At 46.4% G+C, this 22,971-nt stretch carries 18 protein-coding genes and 1 tRNA gene; 14 read left to right on the forward strand and 5 right to left on the reverse strand.

All coding sequences use genetic code 11. The annotated features are described in order from the left end of the window. Nucleotides 1-184: 184 nt before the first annotated feature. On the reverse strand, nt 185-3,559 hold the full coding sequence (locus tag ACP7FG_RS11380; RefSeq protein ID WP_439226433.1) for a translocation/assembly module TamB domain-containing protein: 3,375 nt from the start codon (nt 3,557-3,559) through the stop codon (nt 185-187). Further along, on the reverse strand, nt 3,556-5,283 hold the full coding sequence (locus tag ACP7FG_RS11385) for an autotransporter assembly complex protein TamA (protein ID WP_439226434.1): 1,728 nt from the start codon (nt 5,281-5,283) through the stop codon (nt 3,556-3,558). Before ACP7FG_RS11385 ends, ACP7FG_RS11380 begins: the two co-directional genes overlap by 4 nt. An 86-nt stretch (nt 5,284-5,369) precedes the next feature. Between ACP7FG_RS11385 and ACP7FG_RS11390 the strand changes: the two genes are divergently transcribed. The 9 genes from ACP7FG_RS11390 to ACP7FG_RS11430 all read left to right on the forward strand — a co-directional run bounded on the left by ACP7FG_RS11390 (nt 5,370) and on the right by ACP7FG_RS11430 (nt 13,045). Continuing rightward, nucleotides 5,370-6,227: an HDOD domain-containing protein gene (locus ACP7FG_RS11390; RefSeq protein WP_054491108.1), complete on the forward strand. Its 858-nt coding sequence runs from the start codon at nt 5,370-5,372 to the stop codon at nt 6,225-6,227. A 95-nt stretch (nt 6,228-6,322) separates the two neighbouring features. Beyond that, nucleotides 6,323-6,399 (forward strand) — tRNA-Trp (locus ACP7FG_RS11395). Nucleotides 6,400-6,466: 67 nt separating this feature from the next. Next, complete coding sequence (locus tag ACP7FG_RS11400) at nt 6,467-6,793, forward strand: hypothetical protein (RefSeq protein ID WP_199493877.1); 327 nt, start codon at nt 6,467-6,469, stop codon at nt 6,791-6,793. Further along, nucleotides 6,774-7,235 (forward strand): ribosomal protein S18-alanine N-acetyltransferase, encoded by a 462-nt coding sequence (gene rimI / locus ACP7FG_RS11405; protein ID WP_439226435.1) that lies wholly within the window; start codon nt 6,774-6,776, stop codon nt 7,233-7,235. The genes ACP7FG_RS11400 and rimI overlap by 20 nt, the downstream gene beginning before the upstream one ends. A gap of 10 nt (nt 7,236-7,245) precedes the next feature. After that, complete coding sequence (deoC, locus tag ACP7FG_RS11410; RefSeq protein ID WP_439226436.1) at nt 7,246-7,992, forward strand: deoxyribose-phosphate aldolase; 747 nt, start codon at nt 7,246-7,248, stop codon at nt 7,990-7,992. A 3-nt stretch (nt 7,993-7,995) separates the two neighbouring features. Beyond that, nucleotides 7,996-9,330, forward strand: coding sequence for a thymidine phosphorylase (gene deoA, locus ACP7FG_RS11415; RefSeq protein ID WP_439226437.1), 1,335 nt, complete (start codon nt 7,996-7,998; stop codon nt 9,328-9,330). 2 nt (nt 9,331-9,332) lie between these two features. Continuing rightward, nucleotides 9,333-10,529 carry a phosphopentomutase gene (locus ACP7FG_RS11420; protein ID WP_439226438.1) on the forward strand — a complete coding sequence of 399 codons (1,197 nt, stop codon included), beginning with the start codon at nt 9,333-9,335 and terminating at the stop codon, nt 10,527-10,529. 123 nt (nt 10,530-10,652) lie between these two features. Further along, nucleotides 10,653-12,242, forward strand: a complete 1,590-nt coding sequence (prfC, locus tag ACP7FG_RS11425; RefSeq protein ID WP_054491102.1) for a peptide chain release factor 3 — start codon at nt 10,653-10,655, stop codon at nt 12,240-12,242. A gap of 5 nt (nt 12,243-12,247) precedes the next feature. Next, nucleotides 12,248-13,045, forward strand: coding sequence for a TatD family hydrolase (locus ACP7FG_RS11430; protein ID WP_439226439.1), 798 nt, complete (start codon nt 12,248-12,250; stop codon nt 13,043-13,045). Here the strand turns inward: ACP7FG_RS11430 and ACP7FG_RS11435 are convergent. Next, a complete protein-coding gene (locus ACP7FG_RS11435; RefSeq protein ID WP_439226440.1) occupies nt 13,002-13,634 on the reverse strand; it encodes a YtjB family periplasmic protein in 633 nt (210 codons plus the stop codon). The genes ACP7FG_RS11430 and ACP7FG_RS11435 overlap by 44 nt on opposite strands. Before the next feature lie 27 nt (nt 13,635-13,661). Here ACP7FG_RS11435 and serB point away from each other — a divergent pair, with 27 nt between their 5' ends. After that, a complete protein-coding gene (gene serB / locus ACP7FG_RS11440; protein ID WP_439226441.1) occupies nt 13,662-14,324 on the forward strand; it encodes a phosphoserine phosphatase SerB in 663 nt (220 codons plus the stop codon). Here serB and ACP7FG_RS11445 read toward each other — a convergent pair. Further along, nucleotides 14,298-16,802: a PilZ domain-containing protein gene (locus ACP7FG_RS11445; protein ID WP_439226442.1), complete on the reverse strand. Its 2,505-nt coding sequence runs from the start codon at nt 16,800-16,802 to the stop codon at nt 14,298-14,300. The two genes, serB and ACP7FG_RS11445, sit on opposite strands and share 27 nt — an antisense overlap. 65 nt (nt 16,803-16,867) lie before the next feature. On the opposite strand from ACP7FG_RS11445, the gene radA reads away from it, so the two are divergent. After that, nucleotides 16,868-18,232, forward strand: a complete 1,365-nt coding sequence (gene radA / locus ACP7FG_RS11450; RefSeq protein WP_054491098.1) for a DNA repair protein RadA — start codon at nt 16,868-16,870, stop codon at nt 18,230-18,232. Nucleotides 18,233-18,279: 47 nt separating this feature from the next. Here radA and ettA read toward each other — a convergent pair whose 3' ends face one another. After that, on the reverse strand, nt 18,280-19,944 hold the full coding sequence (ettA, locus tag ACP7FG_RS11455) for an energy-dependent translational throttle protein EttA (RefSeq protein WP_439226443.1): 1,665 nt from the start codon (nt 19,942-19,944) through the stop codon (nt 18,280-18,282). Nucleotides 19,945-20,103: 159 nt separating this feature from the next. Between ettA and glyA the strand changes: the two genes are divergently transcribed. Genes glyA through ribD form a run of 3 tightly spaced genes read left to right on the forward strand, consistent with a single transcriptional unit; the run spans nt 20,104 to nt 22,969 of the window. Then, complete coding sequence (gene glyA, locus ACP7FG_RS11460; protein ID WP_439226444.1) at nt 20,104-21,360, forward strand: serine hydroxymethyltransferase; 1,257 nt, start codon at nt 20,104-20,106, stop codon at nt 21,358-21,360. A gap of 39 nt (nt 21,361-21,399) precedes the next feature. After that, nucleotides 21,400-21,849 carry a transcriptional regulator NrdR gene (gene nrdR / locus ACP7FG_RS11465; protein ID WP_054491095.1) on the forward strand — a complete coding sequence of 150 codons (450 nt, stop codon included), beginning with the start codon at nt 21,400-21,402 and terminating at the stop codon, nt 21,847-21,849. Beyond that, nucleotides 21,842-22,969 carry a bifunctional diaminohydroxyphosphoribosylaminopyrimidine deaminase/5-amino-6-(5-phosphoribosylamino)uracil reductase RibD gene (gene ribD, locus ACP7FG_RS11470; protein ID WP_439226445.1) on the forward strand — a complete coding sequence of 376 codons (1,128 nt, stop codon included), beginning with the start codon at nt 21,842-21,844 and terminating at the stop codon, nt 22,967-22,969. Before nrdR ends, ribD begins: the two co-directional genes overlap by 8 nt. Nucleotides 22,970-22,971 lie beyond the last annotated feature (2 nt).

Below are 22,971 nucleotides of genomic sequence, written 5' to 3' on the forward strand. Positions count from 1 at the left end.
TTGTCCAGACTATTATTTTAAGAAGCCCTCAGCTTACGCTGGGGGCTTTTTTATGTCCGTCACAAAATACCTCGCTTTAGCAGCGTCAGGTACTAAAAGGTCAGGTAAACTGTCTGATTATAATATGGAAGTAGCGTCGAAGAGGGGGGCTTATTCAACTTGCTTCTGAGTGCGAGGCTTAATTTTAGTTTTCTATGGTATATATCAAGTCACCACCTTGACCTTCTGTACTTGAGGTCGATTCGAACAGCAGCCTTTCAGATAGTGTGTAGCGTAATATGAACGTGGAAGTGGGCTCCAGCAAACCTATTCCGTATTTGATATATAATTGAGGTGATAAGTACTTACCAATATAAAGAGATGTATCATTTACATCACTGGTTTCTGAGTCCAACGACACTTCATCTAAATCAAAAGTACTTTTTATCCCTTCAGTCAGAAACTCCGTGCTTCGCCCCCCGACTAATAGTGCAGCTTGTAACTCAAGGTTATTTACATCTCCCTGGTTTCCTGGTGGTTTACCAAATAATAGGTAAGAAAGAATTGTGCTGTCAGGAAGCGGTGGTGTCGAAAATAAGCTGAGTTCAGGCTGTTCTATTGTCCCTGTTACTCGTGCTCCGATAATTTCAGGAGGACGTTGTGAAGCACCGTTACCTTTTATATTTCGCGTTACTCGTAGGTTTAAAGACGGTGTATCTAAAGGCCCGCCGTTAAATAAGAGATCGCCGCGCTCTATAGCCAGTTTCTGCCCGTAGATTTCGTAATCTCCTGAAACAACGCCAATACTTCCATTTCCTGTAGCGGCAGAGTTTGGTTGTTGGCTAATTCGTAACTGTCCTTGTAGGTTCCCGGAGAACCCCATAGCTTCAACGCGTACACTTTTTCCTAAACTCACCGTAATATCTGCTTTTGTTCTGAACAAAGATTCTTCTTTCTTCTCGTTCTTTATATTGACGTCAGCAGACTCTGTAACAGCCTGGTTTAACTCTACCGGGGTAATGCGTGCTTTGGGAACGTCTAAGTCCCCAGTAAGAGTTACGAGGTCCTCTTGCAGCTCAATTTTGACATCAGGCGAAGCCAATAGTAAGAGATCCGGCGTATCTAAAATTAATAAGTCTTTGCCTTTTATCGTTAGCAGGCCAACTCGCTTAAGGACATTGAATCGACCCTTAATATCGACATCTCCTTGACCTACCGTACCATTAGCACTAACGGTAAACTGCCCAACATTTGCGTCGGCTGTTAGCTCAGCCTCTAAATTCGTTATCAAAGTACCGCTAGAAAGCAAAACAATTCTGTCTGCAGATAAGTTCATGCTTCCTGATGCGGTTGGATCGTTAAGTTTACCCGCTATAGTCAGTTCGGCTTTAGTGTTTCCGTCACCTATATTAATCTGTGGTGCAAATAGATTTAACAACTCCAGGCTTTTTGAGCTCAGTAGCACTTTTCCCGATATTGGGCTATTGGTATTTAACTGCTCAATATTCAGCTCTCCAGACAGATCAAAGTCCAGTTCATTGGCTTTAGCGGTCAATGAAATATCAAGATCTTGCTCTGCGCCGTTTTTTGCTTTTAGCACTAGCTGATTTAAGGTTATGACTTCTTCACCCGTTTGTATTTTAGAGTTATCTGCGTTGACGACTCCCTCGAATTTTTCCAATCTCATTGTCTGATTATTAAATTCACCATCAATTGCTAAAGAGAGCTCTCCACTTAAGGTGTAAGGACTGTCAGGTAAGACAATTGCCTGAAGCAAATTCAAAGGCACTTGGCCGGCGTCTGCAGTAAAGTTTATTGAATTTTTTTGTTGCTCTAATTGAGCACATAACGGTTTACGTAGTCCTTTATAGTTTAGGCAAACCGGAGTTACGTCAAATGTGCTTTCTTGATAATTAAAAGAGCCGGCTACTGACTGGTTCAGAGTAATCGCATTATAGTCAGGTAATTTCAGGTTAAACTCTGCAATATCAAAATCAAACCTTGATTGGTTTAGTTGACCGTTGATACTTCCTTCCGCTGCCAGTTCACCTTTGATATCTGATAGCGTGCTTAAGTCTCCGGAGCTTAGCTTCCAGTTTAATTTGCTGCCAGGACTGAGCGCCCCATTGGCTAAGAACGAGTGTGGGCCCCAGCGTGCTTCTAGTTGGTCGACAAATAAATAGGGATCTAACAGACGCAATCTAACTTTTGCGTCTACTGTCTGCTGTTGAAAACTACCTGTGAGGTTAGCGGCCAACGAAAGGTTATCTTTCCACTCAATGATCGCGTTGCCATTTACTTGCTCGTCGTTTTGAGACAGTCGAAACTGAGTTAGCTTTAAACTTTCGTCCGTTAGTTCGGCTTCTGTTGTAAGGTTTAAATCATTCCCTAGTAATCCGGTAAGCGTATTGTCCAAATAGATAGCCAATTCACCTATCGAGCCCTGCGCTGTCAGTTTGCCATTTCGGCTAGTCAGTTGATTGGGTTCATAGATAATCTCATCCCAGGTTGCCGATACATTTATTTCCGGATTAGCTTTCAGTGATGAGATTTCTCCCTGAAGAGTTAACACACCGTCAATGTCTCCCTGGGGCTGAATATTAAGAGCGTTCAGGGTCAGTACGTTGTTCCTATAGTTCAGGTGGCCATCAATATCTGCTTGTTGCTTATTAACCATGACGGAAATCGAAGGCTCCAGCTCGATATGATCCATACCGCCTTGTCCGTTAAGGGTTCCGTGGAAACTCAGGTTGAGGTTATCTGCGCCAAAACTCGCCAACCATGGAGTTATATTATTTTCTTGCCATTGACTCGTAAGCTGCCACTTAAGGTCATTAATTGGGTCCTGTAATTCAGCCGAGATCGTGCCGATAAGGCCTTCTGACAATTCACTAGTCGTCGATAGCTTATGCAGGTTACCGGCTATACGACTTTTGACTTTTAGCTCGGGGTAGTCCGGCGAGTGCAGGTGTGTGTTGTTATTAAGGTTGCTATCAAACGGGTATGAAAGCTTGGTTCTGCCGCTAATTGTCGTTGTCAGGTATTGATGCTCGAGCTGCAGCTCCCGAATGTTTAGGCTCCCGTTTGTATCAAGCCTGACTGACGCATTAATATTTAGGCCCTGCGCAGGAGTCTCTAAAATAAAAAATTGCGTTTTCTCAATGGATAACTTGAGCAAATTGAAGTCTATAGGGAGTTCAATTGAAATGTCTTGAATAGAAGTTTCTGAGGCGTCACTTTGCTCTTGTTCTGCCGCTCGCAGCCTTATTTCACCGCCGTTACTTTTAACGCTGTTTATTCTAAGCACACCCGATAATAGAGCAAAAGGTTTCCAGCTTACTTTGAGCTGTTCCGGGGCATAAGAAAAAGTACCGGCCTCTAAGCTAAAGTCTCTGAACTCAAACTCATTTAAAAGGCTTCCATTAAACTGACTATAACTGAATTCAACAGGGGCATACTTCTGCGCCTGGGTTAATACCCATCGACTGCCGCTTTCGCTGGCGACCAGACTAAAAGCTATAATAGGAATCAGGAGAACCAGACTCAGGATAGTCCCTGCTAACCAGCGATATACCCTCATAGATCGGGGCCTAATGTAAAGTGCAGGCGCCACGGTTTACCTGGCTCTTCTATCGCCTGTGCCAAGTCAAGACGGATTGAGCCAATGGGCGATATCCAGCGAACACCAAAGCCGACACTTTGTTTGAGTTTTTCATTAGGTTCAATCATGGCATTACCAATATCGGTGAAGAGGGCGACACGCCAGTTATCCTTAAATCGATAGTCGATTTCCGCGCTGGCGACCGCTAGGTAACGGCCACCGATAACAGTTCCTGTATCATCTTCCGGCCCCAGTTGTTCATAGGCATAGCCACGTACACTATTGTCACCACCAGCAAAGAAACGTAGTGACGGTGGTAGTTGATCAAAGTCTTTAATATAAGTCGCCCCGGCTTCTGCCCGGGCAAGAAAGCGTATTCTGTCAGTTAAAGGGACAACAGCTTTAAAGCCAAGTTCCAGGCTCGCCAGGTCTGCATCGGATAACAGAGCCTCATTGGCAGCCTTTAAGGTAATATCAAACCGGAAGCCTTTATCAATGTTTAAGCGACCATCAGCGGTCATATAGTTCCAGCTTGCCTGAGGAATAAGGAACTGGCTGGTTCCGGAACTTTCACCGATTTCGAAGTCGTCGCGTTGCCAGTGCAGTCCATATTCACGGCGCCACTTATTCATTGCCACGATACTAGAAGCTCCCAGACGATAGAGTCGGTTGTTCTGACCTTCGTTGTCTTTATCAGATGCTTCTGCTCGTATTTGGTAATAATCGGATTGTGGCTTCTTACCGGGAATAATGTAATTAACGCCGACAGTGCTTTCGACTTCAGAGATTTGCGTCGTTCCACGCAACTGGTGGCCTTCTGTATTTACCCAGCGGCGGTTAATACTGGCTCTCACGCGGGCTCCGGTATCGGTACCGTAGCCGATGCCGTATTGGTATTGGTTTCTGAAGTTTGGCTCAGAATTGACAGTAATCGGGACTCTGTGTTGCTTAGACTCATTCCACTGCGGACTGACCTGAACCGATGAAAAGTATCCGCTATCGCCCAGAGCTATTTGTAATTGACTGAGCTCTTGAGTGTTGTAGCCTTCACCTTGTTCAAAGGGAACGTAGCGCTGCAGTAACTCGTCATCCAGAATGTCTTGTTCAAAGGTAATTTGCCCATATTTGTAGCGTTGTCCGGAATCAAATACGACATTAATTGCGGCTGTATTCTTTTCAACATCTATTTCAACGTTGTGTTCTATGAAACGGGCATCGTGATAGCCGCGTTGACTGGCTAAGGATAAAAGGCGCGATTTGACGCTTTCATAGTGGCTGTGAATAAAGCGCTCCTGCTCCTTCAGGTTACTGCTTTCAATAACTTTCTTAAAAGCTTTATCGTCCGTCGCATCGCCTTTTATTTTCCATGAATTTTGCGAAATTCGAACCGGTTCGTTTAAGCTCACCTGGTACGATGCTGACCAGCCGTAATCGACAGTTTCTAGTTGAGCATTCACTTCAACCTGATAATATCCGTAGGGACGTAGTGCCTTTTTGATGTCTTTAGGCGCTTGTCGATGTAAATACCGAACTCGATAAGCGGCATAACTTTTATTTTCGTCCAGACGGGCTATTTGCAACAATGCCATAACGTTGTTGTACTCATCGCCTTCAACACCTGAAACCTCAACTTCTACCGAAGCATGAGCAAAGGTGCTGAAAATTAACGCACAAACAAAGAGAATACATCGAAAGTAAGACATTGAAGTGTTATACCTGATAAAACGTTTCAACATAATGACATGCTTTAAGATTTCATGTAAATCATTGGGTTCAATCTGGAGATACTATGGCGATAGAAATTACGACAGCAGAGAAACGATTGCTACAAAGAGTCAGTATTCCTCCGCGCCCTCAAACTCTGTTAACTGTCAGTAGTGAAGCCAAAAAAGATGAACCCGATGTTGGTGTTATTGCGGAATCGATCTCTGCCGATATGAGTATAGCTGCAGCTGTGTTGCAGGTAGTTAATTCCGCTGCTTACCGTCGGGCTAAAGAGGTCGACTCTATCCAACAGGCTGTTATGACGCTTGGGTTCCGTCGGGTATTTCCTATTGTTCGGGCCGTTGCGCTAAAGTCAGCGTTAACTTCCGACTACGATCTTAACGAGTTCTGGCGGTATAACGAGTGGGTTGCCAGCGCCTGTGTTTTGGTCGCAGAATCTATAGGACGCCCCGAATTAAGAGACCATGCGTATATGCTCGGGTTATTTCAAAGCTCCGGCATACCGGTCATGCTGGCTGAATTTGATGATTATGCCGATTTGCTTAACGCATCAGCAAGCACTCCCTGGCCCAAGGTGCAGATAAAAGAACAAGAGTTATTTCAGACAACACATACTACGATAGGCGCCTTATTGGCTCAGCATTGGAAGTTGCCCAAAATCGTTGTCGAAGTGATTTACTACTTGTTTGAAGACAGCTCTATTTTCACTCACTCTAGTGAGTTGGATAGCCTGACGTTGGATCTTCTGGGAATACTTAAAATTGCGCGTTACGCGGTGGATATGAGAACTCGGAGCCTGGCGGGAGAAGAAGAATGGGAGCAAGTTCAGGATGGGGTGCTGGAACATTTTCAAATTGATGAGTTTAAGGTAGAAGAAATACTACAAATTGTTCATGAAGAGCTCTTTGACGCAGAAGCTTAGTCAGAATTGTTTAATTAATCTGCAAACGATAAGTAGACTTGCAAATATCGCTTGTTTGAATGCTCGGTGTCGGTATAATTCTCCGCTCAAGTGTTAGGGGCGTAGTTCCAATTGGTAGAACAGCGGTCTCCAAAACCGACGGTTGGGGGTTCGAATCCCTCCGCCCCTGCCAGTTTCTGACTGGCTATCCTTCCAAAGCTTGAGTAAACTGCACTTATCTGTTTTCAACGGTAATCGTTATGCTTCCTGAATGGACCAGTCAACAACGTACTGCTTTGCAATTGATGGGTATTCCCGTATGGCAAACCAAAAGTGCGACAGCACCTGTATTTTACTACCGACTGGGCCCGCTCTACTTGCAGGGAGCTGTTGAATTGCCGGTTTCCCTTCCTGGCTGGATTAACGATCTTAGTTTGTATTTTGAGCAACGTCCGGTTGCCGTAAAAGCGCCAGTTCAAACGCCAGGCTTGTGTTTTAATTACACCGACTGGCTGGCTAAGCCCCTTTCTACTGAGCAGAAAAAGACGCTTTGGCTGCAGCTGCAAAATGAAGACCGTGAGCACTGAAGACACTAAAATTGAAAATTTTGAACCCGGTAAACCCGAGTTTGAGGTCGAAAACAAAGCACACAGCCACCCCTGGTCATGGACGGTATTCAGTCAAAGTGTTGGCGAGCAGTATCGTTGCAGGCGATTAATGCAAAGTTCACAAGTTATAGGCTTTACTATCTGTCAGCGAGTGGCAGATGAATTGACCTTGCACAACATTGCGGTCGATCCCGCTTTTCAGGGGCGGGGCTATGGTAACAAACTCATGCAGGACTTATTAGACTACGCCTATGACCATCAGTATGTTGTTTTTCTGGAGGTACGCGCATCGAATTCAGCGGCTATTCGCTTATATGAACACAATGGATTTGATACGGTAGGTCGCAGGTTAAACTATTATCCATTGGATGGCGGCAGAGAAGATGCTTTAGTTATGCGCTGGAGCCGTCAACAAGACTAACGGAGTAATTATGCCATCAACGCAACAAGTGCGGGCGTTACAAGCCTTGTCCTTCATGGACTTAACGACATTGAATAATGACGATAACCGCAAGGTCATTGAAGATTTATGCTCACGTGCATCTATCAATGAAAAAAGCGTCGCTGCAGTTTGTGTTTTTCCGGAGTGGGTTGCTTTAGCTAAACAGTTTTTAGAAGAGCAGGGACTTAGCACTAAGGTTGCTACCGTAACAAATTTTCCTGATGGCAACAGTGACGTTGAGCGGGCAGCCGCTGAGACAGAGCGTGCGATTGCTGCCGGTGCCGATGAAGTGGACGTTGTCCTGCCCTACAGAGCTTTATTAAATGGTGATGAAAGTACGCCAGCCGAGCTGGTAAGAGAATGCAAGGATATTTGCGGTGACTCAGTACAATTAAAAGTCATTATCGAATCCGGAGAACTGGAGCAGCACGATAAAATCGTTCTTGCTAGTGAACTTGCAATTGCAAATGGCGCGGACTTTATTAAAACCTCAACGGGCAAAGTTTCAGTAAATGCGACCTTAAAAGCAGCTGAAGCTATGTTAGGAGTAATAAAAGCCAGTCAAACCGACTGCGGGTTTAAAGCTGCCGGAGGTATTCGTACAGTCGACGATGCCGTTCAGTATATTGAGTTAGCTGAACAGCTGATGGGTGAAGACTGGCTCACAGCGAGTCATTTCCGCATTGGTGCCAGTAGCTTGTTACAGGACATTCAGAAGATTTTGGTTAAGGCTTAACCGATGTTTTTGCCACAAGAGGTCATTCGTAAAAAGCGAGACGGTATCTTCTTGTCTGCAGCCGATATTCAGGAATTTATTAACGGCATTTGTGACGAGTCGGTCAGTGAAGGCCAAATAGCTGCTCTTGCTATGGCGGTTTACTTTCAGGGAATGTCAGCAGAGGAAAAGAAAGCCCTGACGGTTGCGATGCGTGACTCAGGGGACGTTCTTGACTGGCGACAGCAGGATCTGAATGGCCCTTTACTGGATAAACACTCTACGGGTGGTGTGGGCGATGTGGTCAGCTTAATGTTGGGCCCTATTGTTGCTGCCTGCGGTGGTTACGTCCCGATGATCTCCGGCCGGGGGTTAGGGCATACAGGCGGCACACTCGATAAGTTTGATTCTATCCCCGAATATCAGACGGCTCCCGATAATCAGTTGTTTCGCGATACCGTTAAAAATGCGGGGGTCGCAATTATTGGTCAGACGGGGCGTTTAGCTCCTGCAGACAGTCGTTTTTATGCAACGCGGGATATCAGTGCGACGGTAGAATCAATTCCTCTGATAACGGCCTCGATTCTGGCAAAAAAGCTTGCTGAAGGGTTAGACGGCCTAGTTATGGACGTTAAAGCGGGTAACGGCGCTTTTATGCCCAGCTTTGAGAAGTCAAAAGAACTGGCGCAGAGTCTGGTTACTGTTGGTTGTGAGTTAGGGGTTGAGACCACGGCGCTAATAACGGATATGAATGAAGCTTTAGGCTCAGCTGCCGGTAATGCCGTTGAAGTTCAGTTAGCTGTAGATTACTTAAGTGGGAAGCGCCGTGACTTACGTTTGCACGAGGTAACCAAAGCCTTGTCTGCTGAGCTGTTAGTTTCAGGAAAGTTGGCGGGCAATACTGAACAAGCGGAAGCCATGGTAGAGAAAGTACTGAGTGACGGAAGTGCGGCAGAGCGTTTTGCTAAAATGGTTAAGTCATTGGGTGGCCCCGGTGACTTTTTTGAGAAAAGTCGTGAATACCTGCCGCAGGCAAAAATCGTCAAGCCTCTTATCGCTCCCGTTGAATACAGCGGACATTATATTAGTGGCGTTGATACCCGTGAGCTGGGAATGGCAGTAGTGTGCTTGGGGGGAGGGCGCCGCAAAGCAGATGATATATTGGACTTAAGTGTTGGTGTTACCGATATCCTTGGTATTGGCTCAAAAGTTGATTCAGATACGGAGCTGGCAACATTGCATGCAAGTTGCGAGTCTGACTGGAATGAGGCTGCTGAACGTATCTTAAAAGCGATAAGCTTTAGTACGCAAAAGCCGCCCACTACTGGCGTTATCTATCAAAGAATAGCGAGAAATTAAGCATGGGAAGAGCCATTGTCGTGGTATTGGATTCTTTTGGTATTGGCTGCGCTCCGGATGCTGAAAAGTTTGGCGACGCCGGAGCCGATACCTTTGGTCATATCGCGGAGTATCGGCACAAACAGGGTAACCCTCTGCACTTGCCGAATTTAACTCGTCTGGGACTACTTGAAGCCCATAAAGAGGCGACGGGGTTTTATGCCAAAGGCCACAAACCTTCCGCTCTAAGCGGTGCCTATGCCTGTGCTGCAGAGATTTCATCGGGAAAAGACACACCCTCAGGTCACTGGGAGTTGATGGGCGTTCCTGTGCACTTTGACTGGGGATACTTTGAGAATAAGGAAAACAGCTTTCCGGCGGAACTATTAGCTCATATAACCGAAGCCTGTGAACTTCAAGGCATACTTGGCAACTGTCATGCATCCGGTACAGAAATTATTAAACAGTTAGGTGAGCAACACATTCGTACCGGCTGGCCAATTTTTTATACCTCTGCCGATTCCGTTTTTCAAATTGCGGCTCACGAAGAGCACTTCGGCCTTAAACGTTTATATCAGGTTTGTGAAAAAGTACGGGAGCTTCTGGAACCCTATAATATTGGCCGGGTTATAGCCCGGCCCTTTGTTGGTGAAAATGCCGACACCTTTGAGCGGACCGCAAATCGCAAAGACTATTCGGTTTTACCGCCTAAACCGACGGTGCTGGATAAGTTGCAAGAGAACGGTGGAGAAGTTATCGCTATTGGAAAAATAGCCGATATTTTTGCAGGGCAGGGTGTTACTCAGTCAATAAAAGCATCCGGTCTGGAAGGCCTGTTAACCGCAACATTGAATGCTATGAAAGCGGCTCCGGACAACTCACTCATTTTTACGAATCTTGTTGATTTTGACACCCTGTACGGGCATCGCCGTAACATTGAAGGGTATGCAAATGAGCTTGAAGCCTTTGATAAATGGCTGCCAGTAATTGAGTCTGCAATGAAGCCGGAGGATATCCTGGTGTTAACAGCTGATCATGGATGTGACCCCACATGGGAAGGCACCGATCATACTCGCGAATACATTCCCCTGTTGCTGTCTGGTCACCATGTCTCTGCAGGCAGTCGGGGGAAACGACAAAGCTTCGCCGATTTAGGTCAGACCCTGTGTCATTTATTTGATTTACCGCCCATGGAAGAAGGGCAGGCTATAAAGTTGTAGAGAGCTATCCTTCTGGTATAAATACGGTAGCTACCATTTGATAACCATCCTTGGTTTGTGTATCGGTATAAGATCAGCGAAAATAAGCCGCATAAACCATTTTAACCACAAAGAGTGTCATTGATGTCGGAATCCAGCTTGCAGAATGAAGTCGCGAAACGTCGTACCTTTGCCATTATCTCTCACCCGGATGCTGGTAAAACAACGATTACCGAGAAGGTATTGCTGCATGGTCATCAGATTCAGAAGGCCGGTACAATTAAAGGGAAGAAATCGGGGCAGCATGCAAAATCAGACTGGATGCAGATGGAGCAAGAGCGTGGCATATCGGTAACGACCTCAGTCATGCAGTTTCCATATAACGATGCCTTGGTAAACTTACTCGATACACCGGGACACGAGGACTTTTCTGAAGATACTTACCGTACACTAACAGCGGTTGACTCCTGCCTGATGGTTATTGACGGCGCCAAAGGTGTCGAGGATCGGACGATTAAGTTGATGGAAGTGACTCGCTTACGCGACACACCAATTATTACTTTCATGAACAAGCTTGACCGTGACATTCGTGACCCTCTTGAGTTGCTGGATGAAGTGGAAGACGTACTGAAAATTATGTGTGCACCAATTACCTGGCCAATAGGTTCCGGTAAAAACTTTAAAGGTGTTTATCATTTACTTAAAGATGAAACCATATTGTACAAAACAGGGCAGGGACACAGAATACAGGAAGAGACCATTATAAAAGGTCTGGATAACCCTGAGCTGGATGAAAAAATAGGTGCGTGGGCGGACGAGCTGCGTGAGCAAATAGAGCTGGTCAACGGTGCTTCTAATCCTTTTGATAAAGAACTGTTTCTTGCCGGTGAGTTGACCCCGGTGTTCTTTGGTACTGCATTAGGTAATTTTGGTGTTGATCATATGCTGGATGGCCTGGTCGACTGGGCTCCAAGACCTCAGCCCCGGGAGACTGATCAACAAGAAAGCGTCAGTGCAGATAACAAAGATTTCTCCGGATTTATTTTTAAAATTCAGGCGAATATGGATCCGCGCCATCGCGACCGTGTCGCTTTCTTAAGAATTGTTTCAGGCAAATATGAGAAGGGCATGAAGATGAGGCAGGTGCGTACGGGTAAAGACGTGCGTATTAGCGATGCTTTAACCTTCTTAGCCGGTGACCGTTCGCATGTGGAAGAGGCTTATCCTGGTGACATTATCGGCTTGCACAACCATGGCACTATACAAATTGGTGATACATTTACCGCAGGTGAAGACTTTAAATTTAGTGGTATTCCTAACTTTGCGCCTGAACTTTTCCGCCGCATTCGCTTAAAAGACCCCCTAAAGCAGAAGCAACTGCTGAAAGGTTTGGTGCAGTTATCCGAAGAGGGCGCGGTGCAGGTATTCCGCCCACTTATCAGTAATGACTTGATAGTTGGAGCTGTTGGAGTTCTTCAGTTTGATGTTGTCGTGCATCGTTTGAGAACAGAATACAAAGTAGATGCGATGTATGAAAACATCAATGTTGCCACAGCGCGCTGGGTAAGTAGTAAAGACGAGAAGAAGCTGGACGAATTTCGTCGTAAAGCGGAATCTAATCTAGCATTAGACGGTGGTGATAATCTGACCTACATTGCACCCACTATGGTGAACTTAAGCCTGGCGGAAGAGCGTTACCCCGATATTGAATTTACTCACACACGCGAACATTAAGGCTTATGAGTAAGCTTTACGATACGCATTGTCACCTCGACTTCCAGGCATTTGATAACGACCGGGAGCAGGTTCTGGAGAATGCTAAAGAGGTAAACGTAGAGCGTTTCATGGTGCCGGGTGTCAGTGCTGAGCAATGGCCCCGGTTGCAGCAACTGGTTGAACAGTTTTCGAGCTGGCGTTTTGCGTTAGGTTTGCACCCTTGGTTTATAGAGAAGCACAGCCTGAATCAAATTGATGAGCTGGAACAGGCGCTGGATAAACCAAAGGAACGTTTACTGGCGGTAGGCGAAATAGGGCTGGATGCCACCTGTGAAAACTCAGAACTCCAGCGTAAACTTTTCATTGAACAGTTGAAGCTGGCTCGGCAATACCGTCTCCCGGCTATTATTCATCACCGCAAAACCCTGGAGACGACGCATCCGCTGGTGAAGCAGCACGGCCCCGAGTCTGGTGTTATACACGCCTTTAGTGGCAGTTACGAGCAGGCTATGAAATTTGTCGATTGCGGCTATAAACTGGGTATTGGCGGAGTAATCACTTACACTCGGGCAAAAAAAACGCGTGAAGCAATAGCAAAAGTTCCTGTATCTGCATTAGTGCTGGAAACAGACTCGCCAGATATGCCTGTTTGCGGTTATCAGGGCCAGCGTAACGAGCCGGCCAGAATTGCAAAGGTTCTGGATGTTTTAGCAGAGCTTAGAGACATGAGTAAAGAGTCACTGAGTGATACTTTGTGGCAAAACAGTTGCGAGCTTTTTAGTGATGTTCCGTCTGCCAGTAGCGGTCACGTATCCGGTTAAAACCAAGCATAATAAATACGCCTGCCAACATAGCCAGCAGCAGAAGTAACTTTCCTTGCTGCATTAGCCCATTGTGGGCTGTCTGGCTTTTTTTAAGCAGAAGATTCTTATCAAAGACTACTTGTAAGTAACCACTTACGTTATCTTCAAGGCTTATTTCCTCTACGAGAACCCAGGGCTCTGATGCATCATCGGTTGCCGGCCAGTCAATCATCGATGCGCTGACCCCACTATGAACCAATAACTCACCAAAACGGTTACGGATTGTGGCTGCCATTACCTGCGGGTTGCCGGCAATATGATCGGTTAATGCAGTCAAACGTTCGGTGTTTTGGTGCTCAAGCCAGTAATGCGCCTCATGCTCAGCCTGCTCAATCATTAATTGAGTAACTGACTGAGTTTGAGAGAACAGTTGCTGTTGAGACTGGACACTGGCAATATTCCAAACATTAATAATGATCAGCAACAAGCCGGCAGCAGTAGCCAGACGAAGCGCTCGTTTAAACATAATACGAGCAATCGCTTTGGTTTTGATGTTAAGCAAGGTGTTTTTTAATCGATGCCATTGCTTAAATTCTGTTAGTTGCATGGGCCCAGCTCAGGAGTTTTCCGTTCAATGAAACACAGTTCCGGTTTAATCGTCTTCGACATGGATTCTACCTTAATTGGTATTGAGTGTATCGATGAAATTGCACGATTAAATGATCGTTATACTAAAGTCTCAGCAATAACGGAAGCCGCTATGCGAGGTGAAATTGATTTTAGTGAGAGCCTTAAGTTGCGTGTCGCTTGTTTATCGGGCATTAAAGAAAGTGACTTAGAAAGCCTTTTTAGTCCAATTCCATTTAACCCCGGCGCATCAGAATTACTGCTTTCGTTGCAAAATAGAGGCTGGAAAACCGCGTTAGTTTCCGGTGGCTTCACATGGTTTGCTGATAAAGTGCAAAAGGCACTCAAACTGGATGCTGTATTGGCGAATCGACTTGAAGTCGTTAATGGTTGTTTATCGGGGAAAGTTCTGGGAAGTATTGTTGATGCAAAAATGAAAGCACAACAGCTGGAAATACTTGCTGACAAGTGGAACATTCCACGGGAAAGAACGGTAGCTGTCGGTGACGGCGCTAACGATGCCCTTATGCTTGAAACTGCAGCAATTGGTATTGCTTACAATGCAAAGCCTGCTTTGCAGGCTGTTGCGGATTACTCGATAAATTCAAATAGTCTACTTGAGATTATTCCGTGTCTGCAGCACTCAAAACTTATTGAGCCAGGTGTTTAGCCGTTCTTGTTGCTCTTCAATAGTATTGGTATCAGGCAGGGCAAACTCGAGTAAGCTTTCAGTAACATCAACGGTATCGGCAATGGCGTAGACTTGCCACAAGTCTTCTTCTATTTCCTGTGCCCGGTAAGCCGCGTACCGGCTAATGTAGTTAAGTTCGGCCTGAATAAATTGAGTATCAGGTTTCCCGGTTCTTGATAAAGTAACCGTTACTGCGCGGAAGATAGAATTAGGCAAGCATTGCTCAATAAAAGATTCAATGGTGTGGTTGTCGTTACTTTCCAGCCATTGAGTTTGAACAATATCTTCACCACTTTGGCGATAAAGACGTAATAACAGCAGCAATGTAACCGGTTCCGATGTGCGATCCATATCCTCAAGCTTTGGCAGTAGCTTTTCCGTTACTGAAGACCCGCGCATTAACGGTTGCAAGTTTAGAGCAGTCTGTTGGCTTCCCGGAAGTTTAGACAAGAGCCTGACCCAGTCAGACGGCCAGTTAGACAAACCAGCACGACGTACTGATGTTTTTCGTTTTTTATTTCTATAGAAAAAAATGGGTAGTGAGCCGGGGGCGTCACAATACAAATTACGAAGACAAAGCTCCAGGCCGTTTATCGAGGTGTTCTCAACCTGCAGCTTTAATAGGTCTCTTTGCTCCCGAATTAAAAAACGGATGAACTCAGAACCCATATGCTGTTCATGATCGCCGTCTATCTTTAATCGTAATGTTGTGCGAGCGTCATCAACTGAAGCAATGGTATAAGGCAAGTGCTCAAGCTTTGCTTTTTTATACAGCTTCTTAAAGCCAGTCATCGATATTTCGACATTATCACCTTTCTCAACAGCAACCGGGGTATCAATCTGAACCTGCAAGCCACTAACGGAAAGGTCAATGATCATGCCGTCCCGGACATACTTGCCAACCCTGACGCGGCAACGACTGCGGTAGCTAAAACGTTTCTCACTGCGTAAATTGATAAACTCCAGCCGCGCCTCTTTTGTTCGAATTGGTACCGCAGGGGGGTGGGCAAACGCCTTCAGAGATGAAAGTTGGTTTTTGTCCAGTTCGGTATCGAAAAAGCCATTTAAACTGTCGGTAATATCGTTAACGACCCCCATGTACCGCAATGGAGAAATTGCTCTTTTGACCTGCGCGGTAGGCGGATTTAACCGGAACGGGACATTGATATTTTTGGGCACACTCTGCGGCTGCCAGGCCTGATTCAGGTCAACTGGGCGCAAATCAATTTGGTAGACTCGCCACGAGGCTTTCTGACTTCCAAACGCAACATAGGTTTCCCATAACCCGGTTTTCTTTAGCTCTTCAACCGTTGCAGAGTAGTTATATATTTTACCCCGTGCCGTTATTGAAAAGGTCAGAACCAGTAACCGTGCACTTTTTTTGTTGAGTAAGTCCTGCAGTAACCAGCGGCTACGACGGATATTAAAGACTGAACCGAAACTTATTTGGTTCAGTTCGTTTATCCAGTTATTTAAGATGAACCGGTTGTTATCCGTGGTTAAGACATAATCGGCAACAAGTTGACGGTTAGATTCAGAAAAGAACACCGGAAGTTGCTGCATTCTGGGCAACAGAAGCTGTTCATGACCTTTAGTGATGATGGTGTTGTAGGTGTTATCGACATTGACTCGGTAGCGCTTTTTGTAGCCGTTGATAAAGCGGTGAAAAAACTTATCCAGTTCGGCAGAGTGGTAGTCGGGGTCCCGGTTTAATTTGAGATAGTGCTTGTTGTCAATCTCCTGTACACCAACAACGCGGTATGGGATGCGAGTATCGGGATCTACCGTGAACTCTTTTGCCAGCCCGGTAAAGTAAAGCGATATCAGTTCGTCGTACTGAAAGCTATGCTCGTCATCTACACGCACGCGCATGCCGGTAATTGAAATATCCGTTGTTACCGCGTTATAAGTTTGTCCTTTACTGTCTTCAAGACCAACTTCGATGGTAAAATTCATCCGTTCTTCGGCACGATACGGGTATTGGCCAAAGTGAAAGGTCTCCAACAAGTAGGATTCGGCTTCATTATCAGCATTAGGAAAGGGCGATTGACCATTTAAAGGCTCGGCGTTATGGTCGGCTAAACTTTGGGCAAAAGCTCTTTCTTCTTCACGAGCCTGGCGCAGATGGTTATCAGCATCCAGAATTTGCTCGAAAGTATCTTGTGTGAAAACGCCTTTATAGGTTTCCAGGCCGCGCTCAAAAATTTCAATGGCGACATCGTCAAGTTGATGCCTGCGGCCGTTGTACTCGTAAGGGTGACATTCACCGTCTACTTGATTACGTAAATCAACGGTACGGTGACAAGGAGCCGCCAAACGTCTAAGCTCCATTTTTAGTTTGAAGCGGGTCGGACCATCTTCGTTTTCAGTTAAAGACTGAAACAGCGTATCAAAGTCGGTATCGTAAACGAGCGGCTTTAACTGATCGATAAGTTGGTCAAAATACTGATTAGGCATCGAAGTCTACTATTTTTTATAATTATTCTTGAGTAATACCTCATCATAAAACGAGAAGCAGACGAATGGCAAAAGCAAAAAGTGCATATGTGTGTAATGACTGTGGTGCAGACTTCCCTCGTTGGCTGGGACAATGCACGGAATGTAAGGCCTGGAATACGCTTACTGAAATTCGTTTAACGTCTAAAACAACCTCTAATTCGTCAGACCGTCGGGGCTTTAGTGGTATTACCGATGCCAGGGTTCAGACTCTTAACGAGGTCGACTTGCAGGAAGTCCCGCGTTTCAGCTCGGGTTTTCAGGAATTTGACCGGGTTTTAGGTGGTGGTGTAGTCCCCGGTTCGGCAATACTGATAGGTGGTTCACCCGGTGCCGGTAAGAGTACTTTATTATTGCAAACCCTATGTAAGTTGGCGGAGCGTATGCCAGCGCTTTACGTGACCGGTGAGGAATCTTTGCAGCAGGTAGCAATGCGGGCACAGCGGCTTAATCTGCCAACCGACAAATTGCGCATGCTCTCTGAAACCTCGGTAGAAAGTATTTGTCAGCTGGCCGACAAAGAAAAACCTGCCATTATGGTCATTGATTCCATTCAGGTAATGCATATGGCTGACATTCAGTCAGCGCCGGGCAGTGTTTCGCAGGTTCGTGAGGCGGCAGCTTTTTTAACGCGCTACGCAAAGCAAAAGAACGTTGCCATTATTATGGTAGGACACGTGACCAAAGAAGGGCATTTGGCCGGGCCTAAAGTTCTGGAGCATTGCATTGACTGCTCTGTACTTCTGGATGGCTCATCAGACTCGCGCTATCGCACTCTGCGCGGTACTAAAAATCGCTTTGGTGCAGTGAACGAGCTTGGCGTATTTGCGATGACAGGCGGTGGTTTGAAAGAGGTTTCAAATCCATCGGCTATATTCCTGCAACGAGCGGAGGACCAGGGAAATGGCTCGGTTGTTATGGTGGTTTGGGAAGGTACGCGACCGCTATTGGTTGAAATTCAGGCGCTGGTTGATTACTCGGCTCTGGCAAACCCACGCCGGGTTGCTGTGGGGCTGGAACAAACGCGATTAGCATTATTACTGGCTGTTTTGCATCGGCACGGTGGCTTGCAGGTGTCTGATCAGGACGTTTTTGTGAACGTTGTTGGTGGCGTTAAAGTCTCCGAAACGTCAGCAGACTTAGCGTTGTTGCTTGCCATTGTCTCCAGCTTTAAAGGAGAACCATTGCCGCGCGAATTAATTGTGTTTGGTGAGGTTGGTTTGGCCGGTGAGATACGCCCGGTACCTAATGGCCTGGAGCGATTAAACGAAGCGGCTAAACACGGTTTCAAAAAAGCCATTGTGCCTGTCGGTAATGCGCCAAAAACGTCACCAAAAGGCATGGAAGTGATTGGCGTGAAGAACCTTCAACAAGCACTGGATGTGATGTAGCTTGCAGAAAAAAGGGAGCTCTATGCTCCCTTTTGATACCCAGCCTATTAACCAATAGGTTTGTATTTAATGCGATGTGGCTCCATCGCCTGCTCACCAAATTTCTCTTTCATGTAAGCTTCATAGTCGCTGTAGTTACCTTCGTAGAAGATCACTTCGCCTTCGTCGCGGTAATCCAGAATATGGGTAGCGATACGGTCAAGGAACCAGCGGTCGTGCGAGATAACCATGACAGAGCCCGGGAATTCCAGAATGGCTTCCTCAAGTGCGCGCAAGGTTTCAACGTCCAAGTCGTTGGTTGGCTCATCGAGCAACAGAACGTTACCGCCGGCTTTTAACAGCTTAGCTAAATGCACCCGGTTACGTTCACCACCAGATAGCTCGCCAATGCGTTTTTGTTGGTCGGTACCGCGGAAGTTAAAGCGACCGACATAAGCGCGACCATTAACTTCAAAGTTACCAATCTTCAGGATGTCGTTACCGTCAGTAATTTCTTCAAAGACGGTTTTCTTGTCATCCATGTTGTCGCGGAACTGATCAACACTGGCCAGTTGCACGGTTTCACCCAATTCGATAGAACCACTGTCCGGTTTTTCTTCGCCGCTGATCATACGGAACAAGGTTGATTTACCCGCGCCGTTAGGGCCGATAATACCGACAATAGCACCTTTAGGAACACTGAAGCTTAGGTTGTCGATAAGCTGGCGCTTCTCGTAAGCCTTACTAATACCGTTAACTTCAATGACCTTATCACCCAGGCGAGGGCCTGGCGGAATAAACAACTCGTTGGTCTCGTTACGTTTCTGGTAGTCGCCACTTTGCAGCTCTTCAAAGCGATTAAGACGTGCTTTGCTTTTCGCCTGACGGCCCTTGGGGTTAGTACGTACCCACTCCAGCTCTTGTTTAATGGTGCGCTGGCGTGCTTTTTCTGAACGCTCTTCCTGCTCCAGGCGTTTCTCTTTCTGTTCCAGCCAGGAAGAGTAGTTACCTTCCCATGGAATACCATAGCCACGGTCAAGTTCAAGGATCCAACCAGCAACGTTATCAAGGAAGTAACGGTCGTGGGTAATGGCAACGACGGTGCCTGTGTAATCGTGCAGGAAACGTTCAAGCCAGGCCACAGATTCCGCATCCAGGTGGTTGGTAGGCTCGTCTAACAGCAGCATATCAGGCTTAGATAACAGTAAGCGGCAAATCGCGACTCGGCGTCTTTCACCACCCGACAAGTTGCCTATTTTGGCATCCCACTCAGGTAAGCGCAGTGCATCGGCTGCACGTTCAAGAATATTGTCGATGTTGTGACCGTCTTTTGCCTGTAGTAAAGCTTCTAGTTCGCCTTGCTCTTTTGACAGGGCGTCAAAGTCCGCATTTTCGTCGGCGTAAGCTGCGTAAATTTCATCGAGTTTAGCGAAGGCCTCTTTAACATCCGCCACCGCTTCTTCAACGGTTTCTTTCACCGTTTTATTTTCGTCCAGTTGTGGTTCCTGAGGCAGATAACCAATTTGAGTTCCCGATAAAGCGCGGGCTTCACCTTCGTACTCTTTATCAACACCCGCCATAATGCGTAATAAGGTTGACTTACCGGCACCGTTGACACCCAGAACACCAATTTTGGCCCCCGGAAAAAACGACAGAGAAATATCTTTTAAGATGGTTTTCTTAGGTGGAACAACTTTGCTCACCTGAGACATTGAATAGATATATTGCGCCATAGCGACGTAAAATCCTTCCTATCAACAAAAAAGTTACTGCATAGTTTACTGTTATTTACGAACATCCCCAAACTTTGTTGCGCTGAACTAGGCACTCATTTGTGTTTTAAGGTAAAATACCGGACAAATTAAGACCATTTAATGATTTGGAGAGCTGTAATGCTGAAATCTGAGATGAACATTGCCGACTTTGATGCGGACTTATGGCAGGCGATGCAAGGTGAAGTTGAACGTCAGGAACAACACATTGAACTGATTGCATCAGAAAACTATACCAGTCCGCGGGTTATGCAGGCTCAGGGCTCGCAGCTAACCAATAAATACGCAGAAGGCTATCCGCATAAGCGCTATTACGGGGGCTGCGAGTTTGTCGATAAAGTCGAAGACTTAGCTATTGAGCGCGCAAAGCAACTGTTTGGTGCTAAGTACGCAAACGTTCAGCCGCACTCAGGTTCTCAGGCAAATACCGCAGCTTTCATGGCTCTTATGGAAGCCGGTGATACTTTCCTTGGTATGAGTCTGGCTCACGGCGGTCACTTAACTCACGGTTCCGGGGTTAATTTTTCAGGCAAACTCTACAACGCGGTTTCATATGGTTTGGATGAGTCCACTGGCGAAATCGATTACGCCGAAGTTGAAAAGCTGGCGCAAGAACATAAGCCGAAAGTGATTGTTGCAGGCTTCTCAGCCTACTCTGGTATTGTTGACTGGAAAAAGTTCCGTGAAATTGCTGACAAAGTCGATGCCTATCTAATGGTCGACATGGCTCATGTTGCAGGCTTAATTGCCGCCGGTGAATATCCTAACCCGGTACCTTATGCTCACGTTGTTACGACGACCACACACAAAACTCTTGCGGGTCCACGTGGCGGTTTGATCATTTCAGGTAGTGACGATGAGAAATTACACAAGAAGTTAAACAGCGCGGTATTCCCGGGTAACCAGGGTGGCCCACTTTGCCATGTTATTGCTGGTAAAGCGGTTGCTTTCCAGGAAGCCTTGCAGCCGGAATTTAAAGAATATCAAAAGCAGGTATTAGTGAACGCCAATGCTATGGTTAAAACCATGCAGGCGCGCGGCTATAAAATCGTCTCCAATGGCACTCAGAACCACTTGTTCCTGGTTGACTTAATTGACAAAGATATTACCGGTAAAGATGCGGATGCAGCTTTAGGTAATGCTTTTATTACCGTGAACAAGAATGCCGTGCCTAATGATCCGCGCTCACCGTTTGTCACTTCAGGTTTGCGTTTAGGCACACCGGCTATTACCCGTCGTGGTTTTAAAGAAGTAGAAGCCGAGCAGGTTGCGAACTGGATTTGCGATGTTCTGGATGACATTTCTGATGAAAGCAAAATCAGCGAAGTTCGCGAGCAAGTAAAAGCGTTATGCGCCAGGTTTCCTGTTTACGGTTAATGAATAGCAGTTGTAAAGCGCACTTAAAGGAGTCAGGCAATGCATTGTCCATTTTGCGGCACACAAGATACTAAGGTTATCGATTCGCGACTTGTTGCGGATGGGGCCTCGGTTCGTCGCAGGCGTGAATGCAACCATTGCAAAGAGCGCTTTACGACCTTTGAAACGGCAGAGCTGATTATGCCGCGAGTCATCAAAACCGATGGTTCGCGTGAACCATTTAACGAAGATAAGCTGCGCAACGGTTTATTAAGAGCGTTGGAAAAGCGTCCTGTGAGTCTTGAACTGATGGAGCAGGCAATCAACAAAATAAAGTCGAGCATACGCGCCACCGGTGAGCGCGAAATTAGCAGCAACTTTATCGGTAGTTTGGTTATGGAAAACCTGAAACAGATTGATAAAGTTGCTTATGTTCGTTTTGCGTCGGTGTACCGTTCTTTCGAAGATATCCGTGAGTTTGGTGAAGAAATCGCACGCCTGAATGACTAATTTATTAGAACAACAGTTTGACCATATAATGATGCACCGCGCGTTAAAACTCGCGCGGCGTGGGTTAATGACAACCCGGCCTAACCCGGCTGTGGGCTGTGTCATTACTGTCGGCGAAGAAGTTATCGCAGAAGGTTGGCATCATCAGGCAGGTGAAGCTCATGCCGAAGCTCATGCTTTGCGGTTTGCAGGTACAAAGGCAAAAGGGGCAACCGCTTATGTCACTCTTGAACCCTGCAGCCATATTGGACGAACTCCGCCTTGTGCCGACGCTCTGATTGAAGCTGGCGTTGCCCGCGTTGTTGTGGCTATGCGGGATCCTAATCCCCGCGTCAGTGGTAACGGGATTAAGCGTTTAGAAGAGGCAGGCATACGTGTTGACGTTGGTACGTTGCAGTCCGCAGCCGAGAGTTTGAACCCCGGTTTTATTTCCCGCATGACACGACAACGCCCGTGGCTCACCTTAAAAATGGCGACTTCACTCGATGGGAAAACCGCTTTGGCGGACGGTCGCAGTCAGTGGATTACCTCTGCGGAATCTCGCAGTGACGTGCAGACTTATCGCGCTCAGGCAGATGCTATTTTGACCGGCGCAGCAACGGTCTTAGCTGATAACCCGAAGCTTACCGTACGAGTTAATCAATGGCCGGCATCACGACCGCTACCTGAACCATTAAAACAACCAGTACGTATTATTATCGACAGCCAACATCGGGTGAATGATGATGCCCGGGTGTTTGAGTCACCGGCGCCTGTTTGGCTGGTACGCACAACGCCGGGCAAGGCCTCTCGGCACCCACATTGCCATGAGCTTATTATTGAAGCAGACAGAGACGGCAAAGTGTGTTTAAAAGCACTGATGATTGAATTAGCTAAACGTGAAATCAATCAGGTGTGGACAGAGTGCGGCGCTAGTCTGGCAGGTGCGCTTATTGAACAGCAACTCTGTGACCGAATGATGATATACAGCTCTGCTCAAATACTGGGTCACCATGGCCGTTCGGTTATCGACATGAGTGAACCATTAGAATTAGCTTCAGCGCCAAGATTTAAAGTTATTGATCGCCGGCAAGTTGGCCCGGATCAACGCTTGGTAGCAGTACCTCAAACACAAGATTAAGG

This window comes from Idiomarina sp. ST10R2A5 (assembly GCF_051842325.1).
Lineage (GTDB): Bacteria > Pseudomonadota > Gammaproteobacteria > Enterobacterales > Alteromonadaceae > Idiomarina > Idiomarina abyssalis.

Coding starts and splice junctions, on each gene's coding strand:
- ACP7FG_RS11430 (WP_439226439.1), top strand. CDS start 12,248: ATGAGTAAGCTTTACGATACGCATTGTCACCTCGACTTCCAGGCATTT.
- ACP7FG_RS11385 (WP_439226434.1), bottom strand. CDS start 5,283: ATGTCTTACTTTCGATGTATTCTCTTTGTTTGTGCGTTAATTTTCAGC.
- ACP7FG_RS11445 (WP_439226442.1), bottom strand. CDS start 16,802: ATGCCTAATCAGTATTTTGACCAACTTATCGATCAGTTAAAGCCGCTC.
- nrdR (WP_054491095.1), top strand. CDS start 21,400: ATGCATTGTCCATTTTGCGGCACACAAGATACTAAGGTTATCGATTCG.
- deoC (WP_439226436.1), top strand. CDS start 7,246: ATGCCATCAACGCAACAAGTGCGGGCGTTACAAGCCTTGTCCTTCATG.
- ribD (WP_439226445.1), top strand. CDS start 21,842: ATGACTAATTTATTAGAACAACAGTTTGACCATATAATGATGCACCGC.
- glyA (WP_439226444.1), top strand. CDS start 20,104: ATGCTGAAATCTGAGATGAACATTGCCGACTTTGATGCGGACTTATGG.
- deoA (WP_439226437.1), top strand. CDS start 7,996: ATGTTTTTGCCACAAGAGGTCATTCGTAAAAAGCGAGACGGTATCTTC.
- ACP7FG_RS11400 (WP_199493877.1), top strand. CDS start 6,467: ATGCTTCCTGAATGGACCAGTCAACAACGTACTGCTTTGCAATTGATG.
- ettA (WP_439226443.1), bottom strand. CDS start 19,944: ATGGCGCAATATATCTATTCAATGTCTCAGGTGAGCAAAGTTGTTCCA.
- ACP7FG_RS11380 (WP_439226433.1), bottom strand. CDS start 3,559: ATGAGGGTATATCGCTGGTTAGCAGGGACTATCCTGAGTCTGGTTCTC.
- prfC (WP_054491102.1), top strand. CDS start 10,653: ATGTCGGAATCCAGCTTGCAGAATGAAGTCGCGAAACGTCGTACCTTT.
- radA (WP_054491098.1), top strand. CDS start 16,868: ATGGCAAAAGCAAAAAGTGCATATGTGTGTAATGACTGTGGTGCAGAC.
- ACP7FG_RS11390 (WP_054491108.1), top strand. CDS start 5,370: ATGGCGATAGAAATTACGACAGCAGAGAAACGATTGCTACAAAGAGTC.
- rimI (WP_439226435.1), top strand. CDS start 6,774: ATGAAGACCGTGAGCACTGAAGACACTAAAATTGAAAATTTTGAACCC.
- ACP7FG_RS11435 (WP_439226440.1), bottom strand. CDS start 13,634: ATGCAACTAACAGAATTTAAGCAATGGCATCGATTAAAAAACACCTTG.
- ACP7FG_RS11420 (WP_439226438.1), top strand. CDS start 9,333: ATGGGAAGAGCCATTGTCGTGGTATTGGATTCTTTTGGTATTGGCTGC.
- serB (WP_439226441.1), top strand. CDS start 13,662: ATGAAACACAGTTCCGGTTTAATCGTCTTCGACATGGATTCTACCTTA.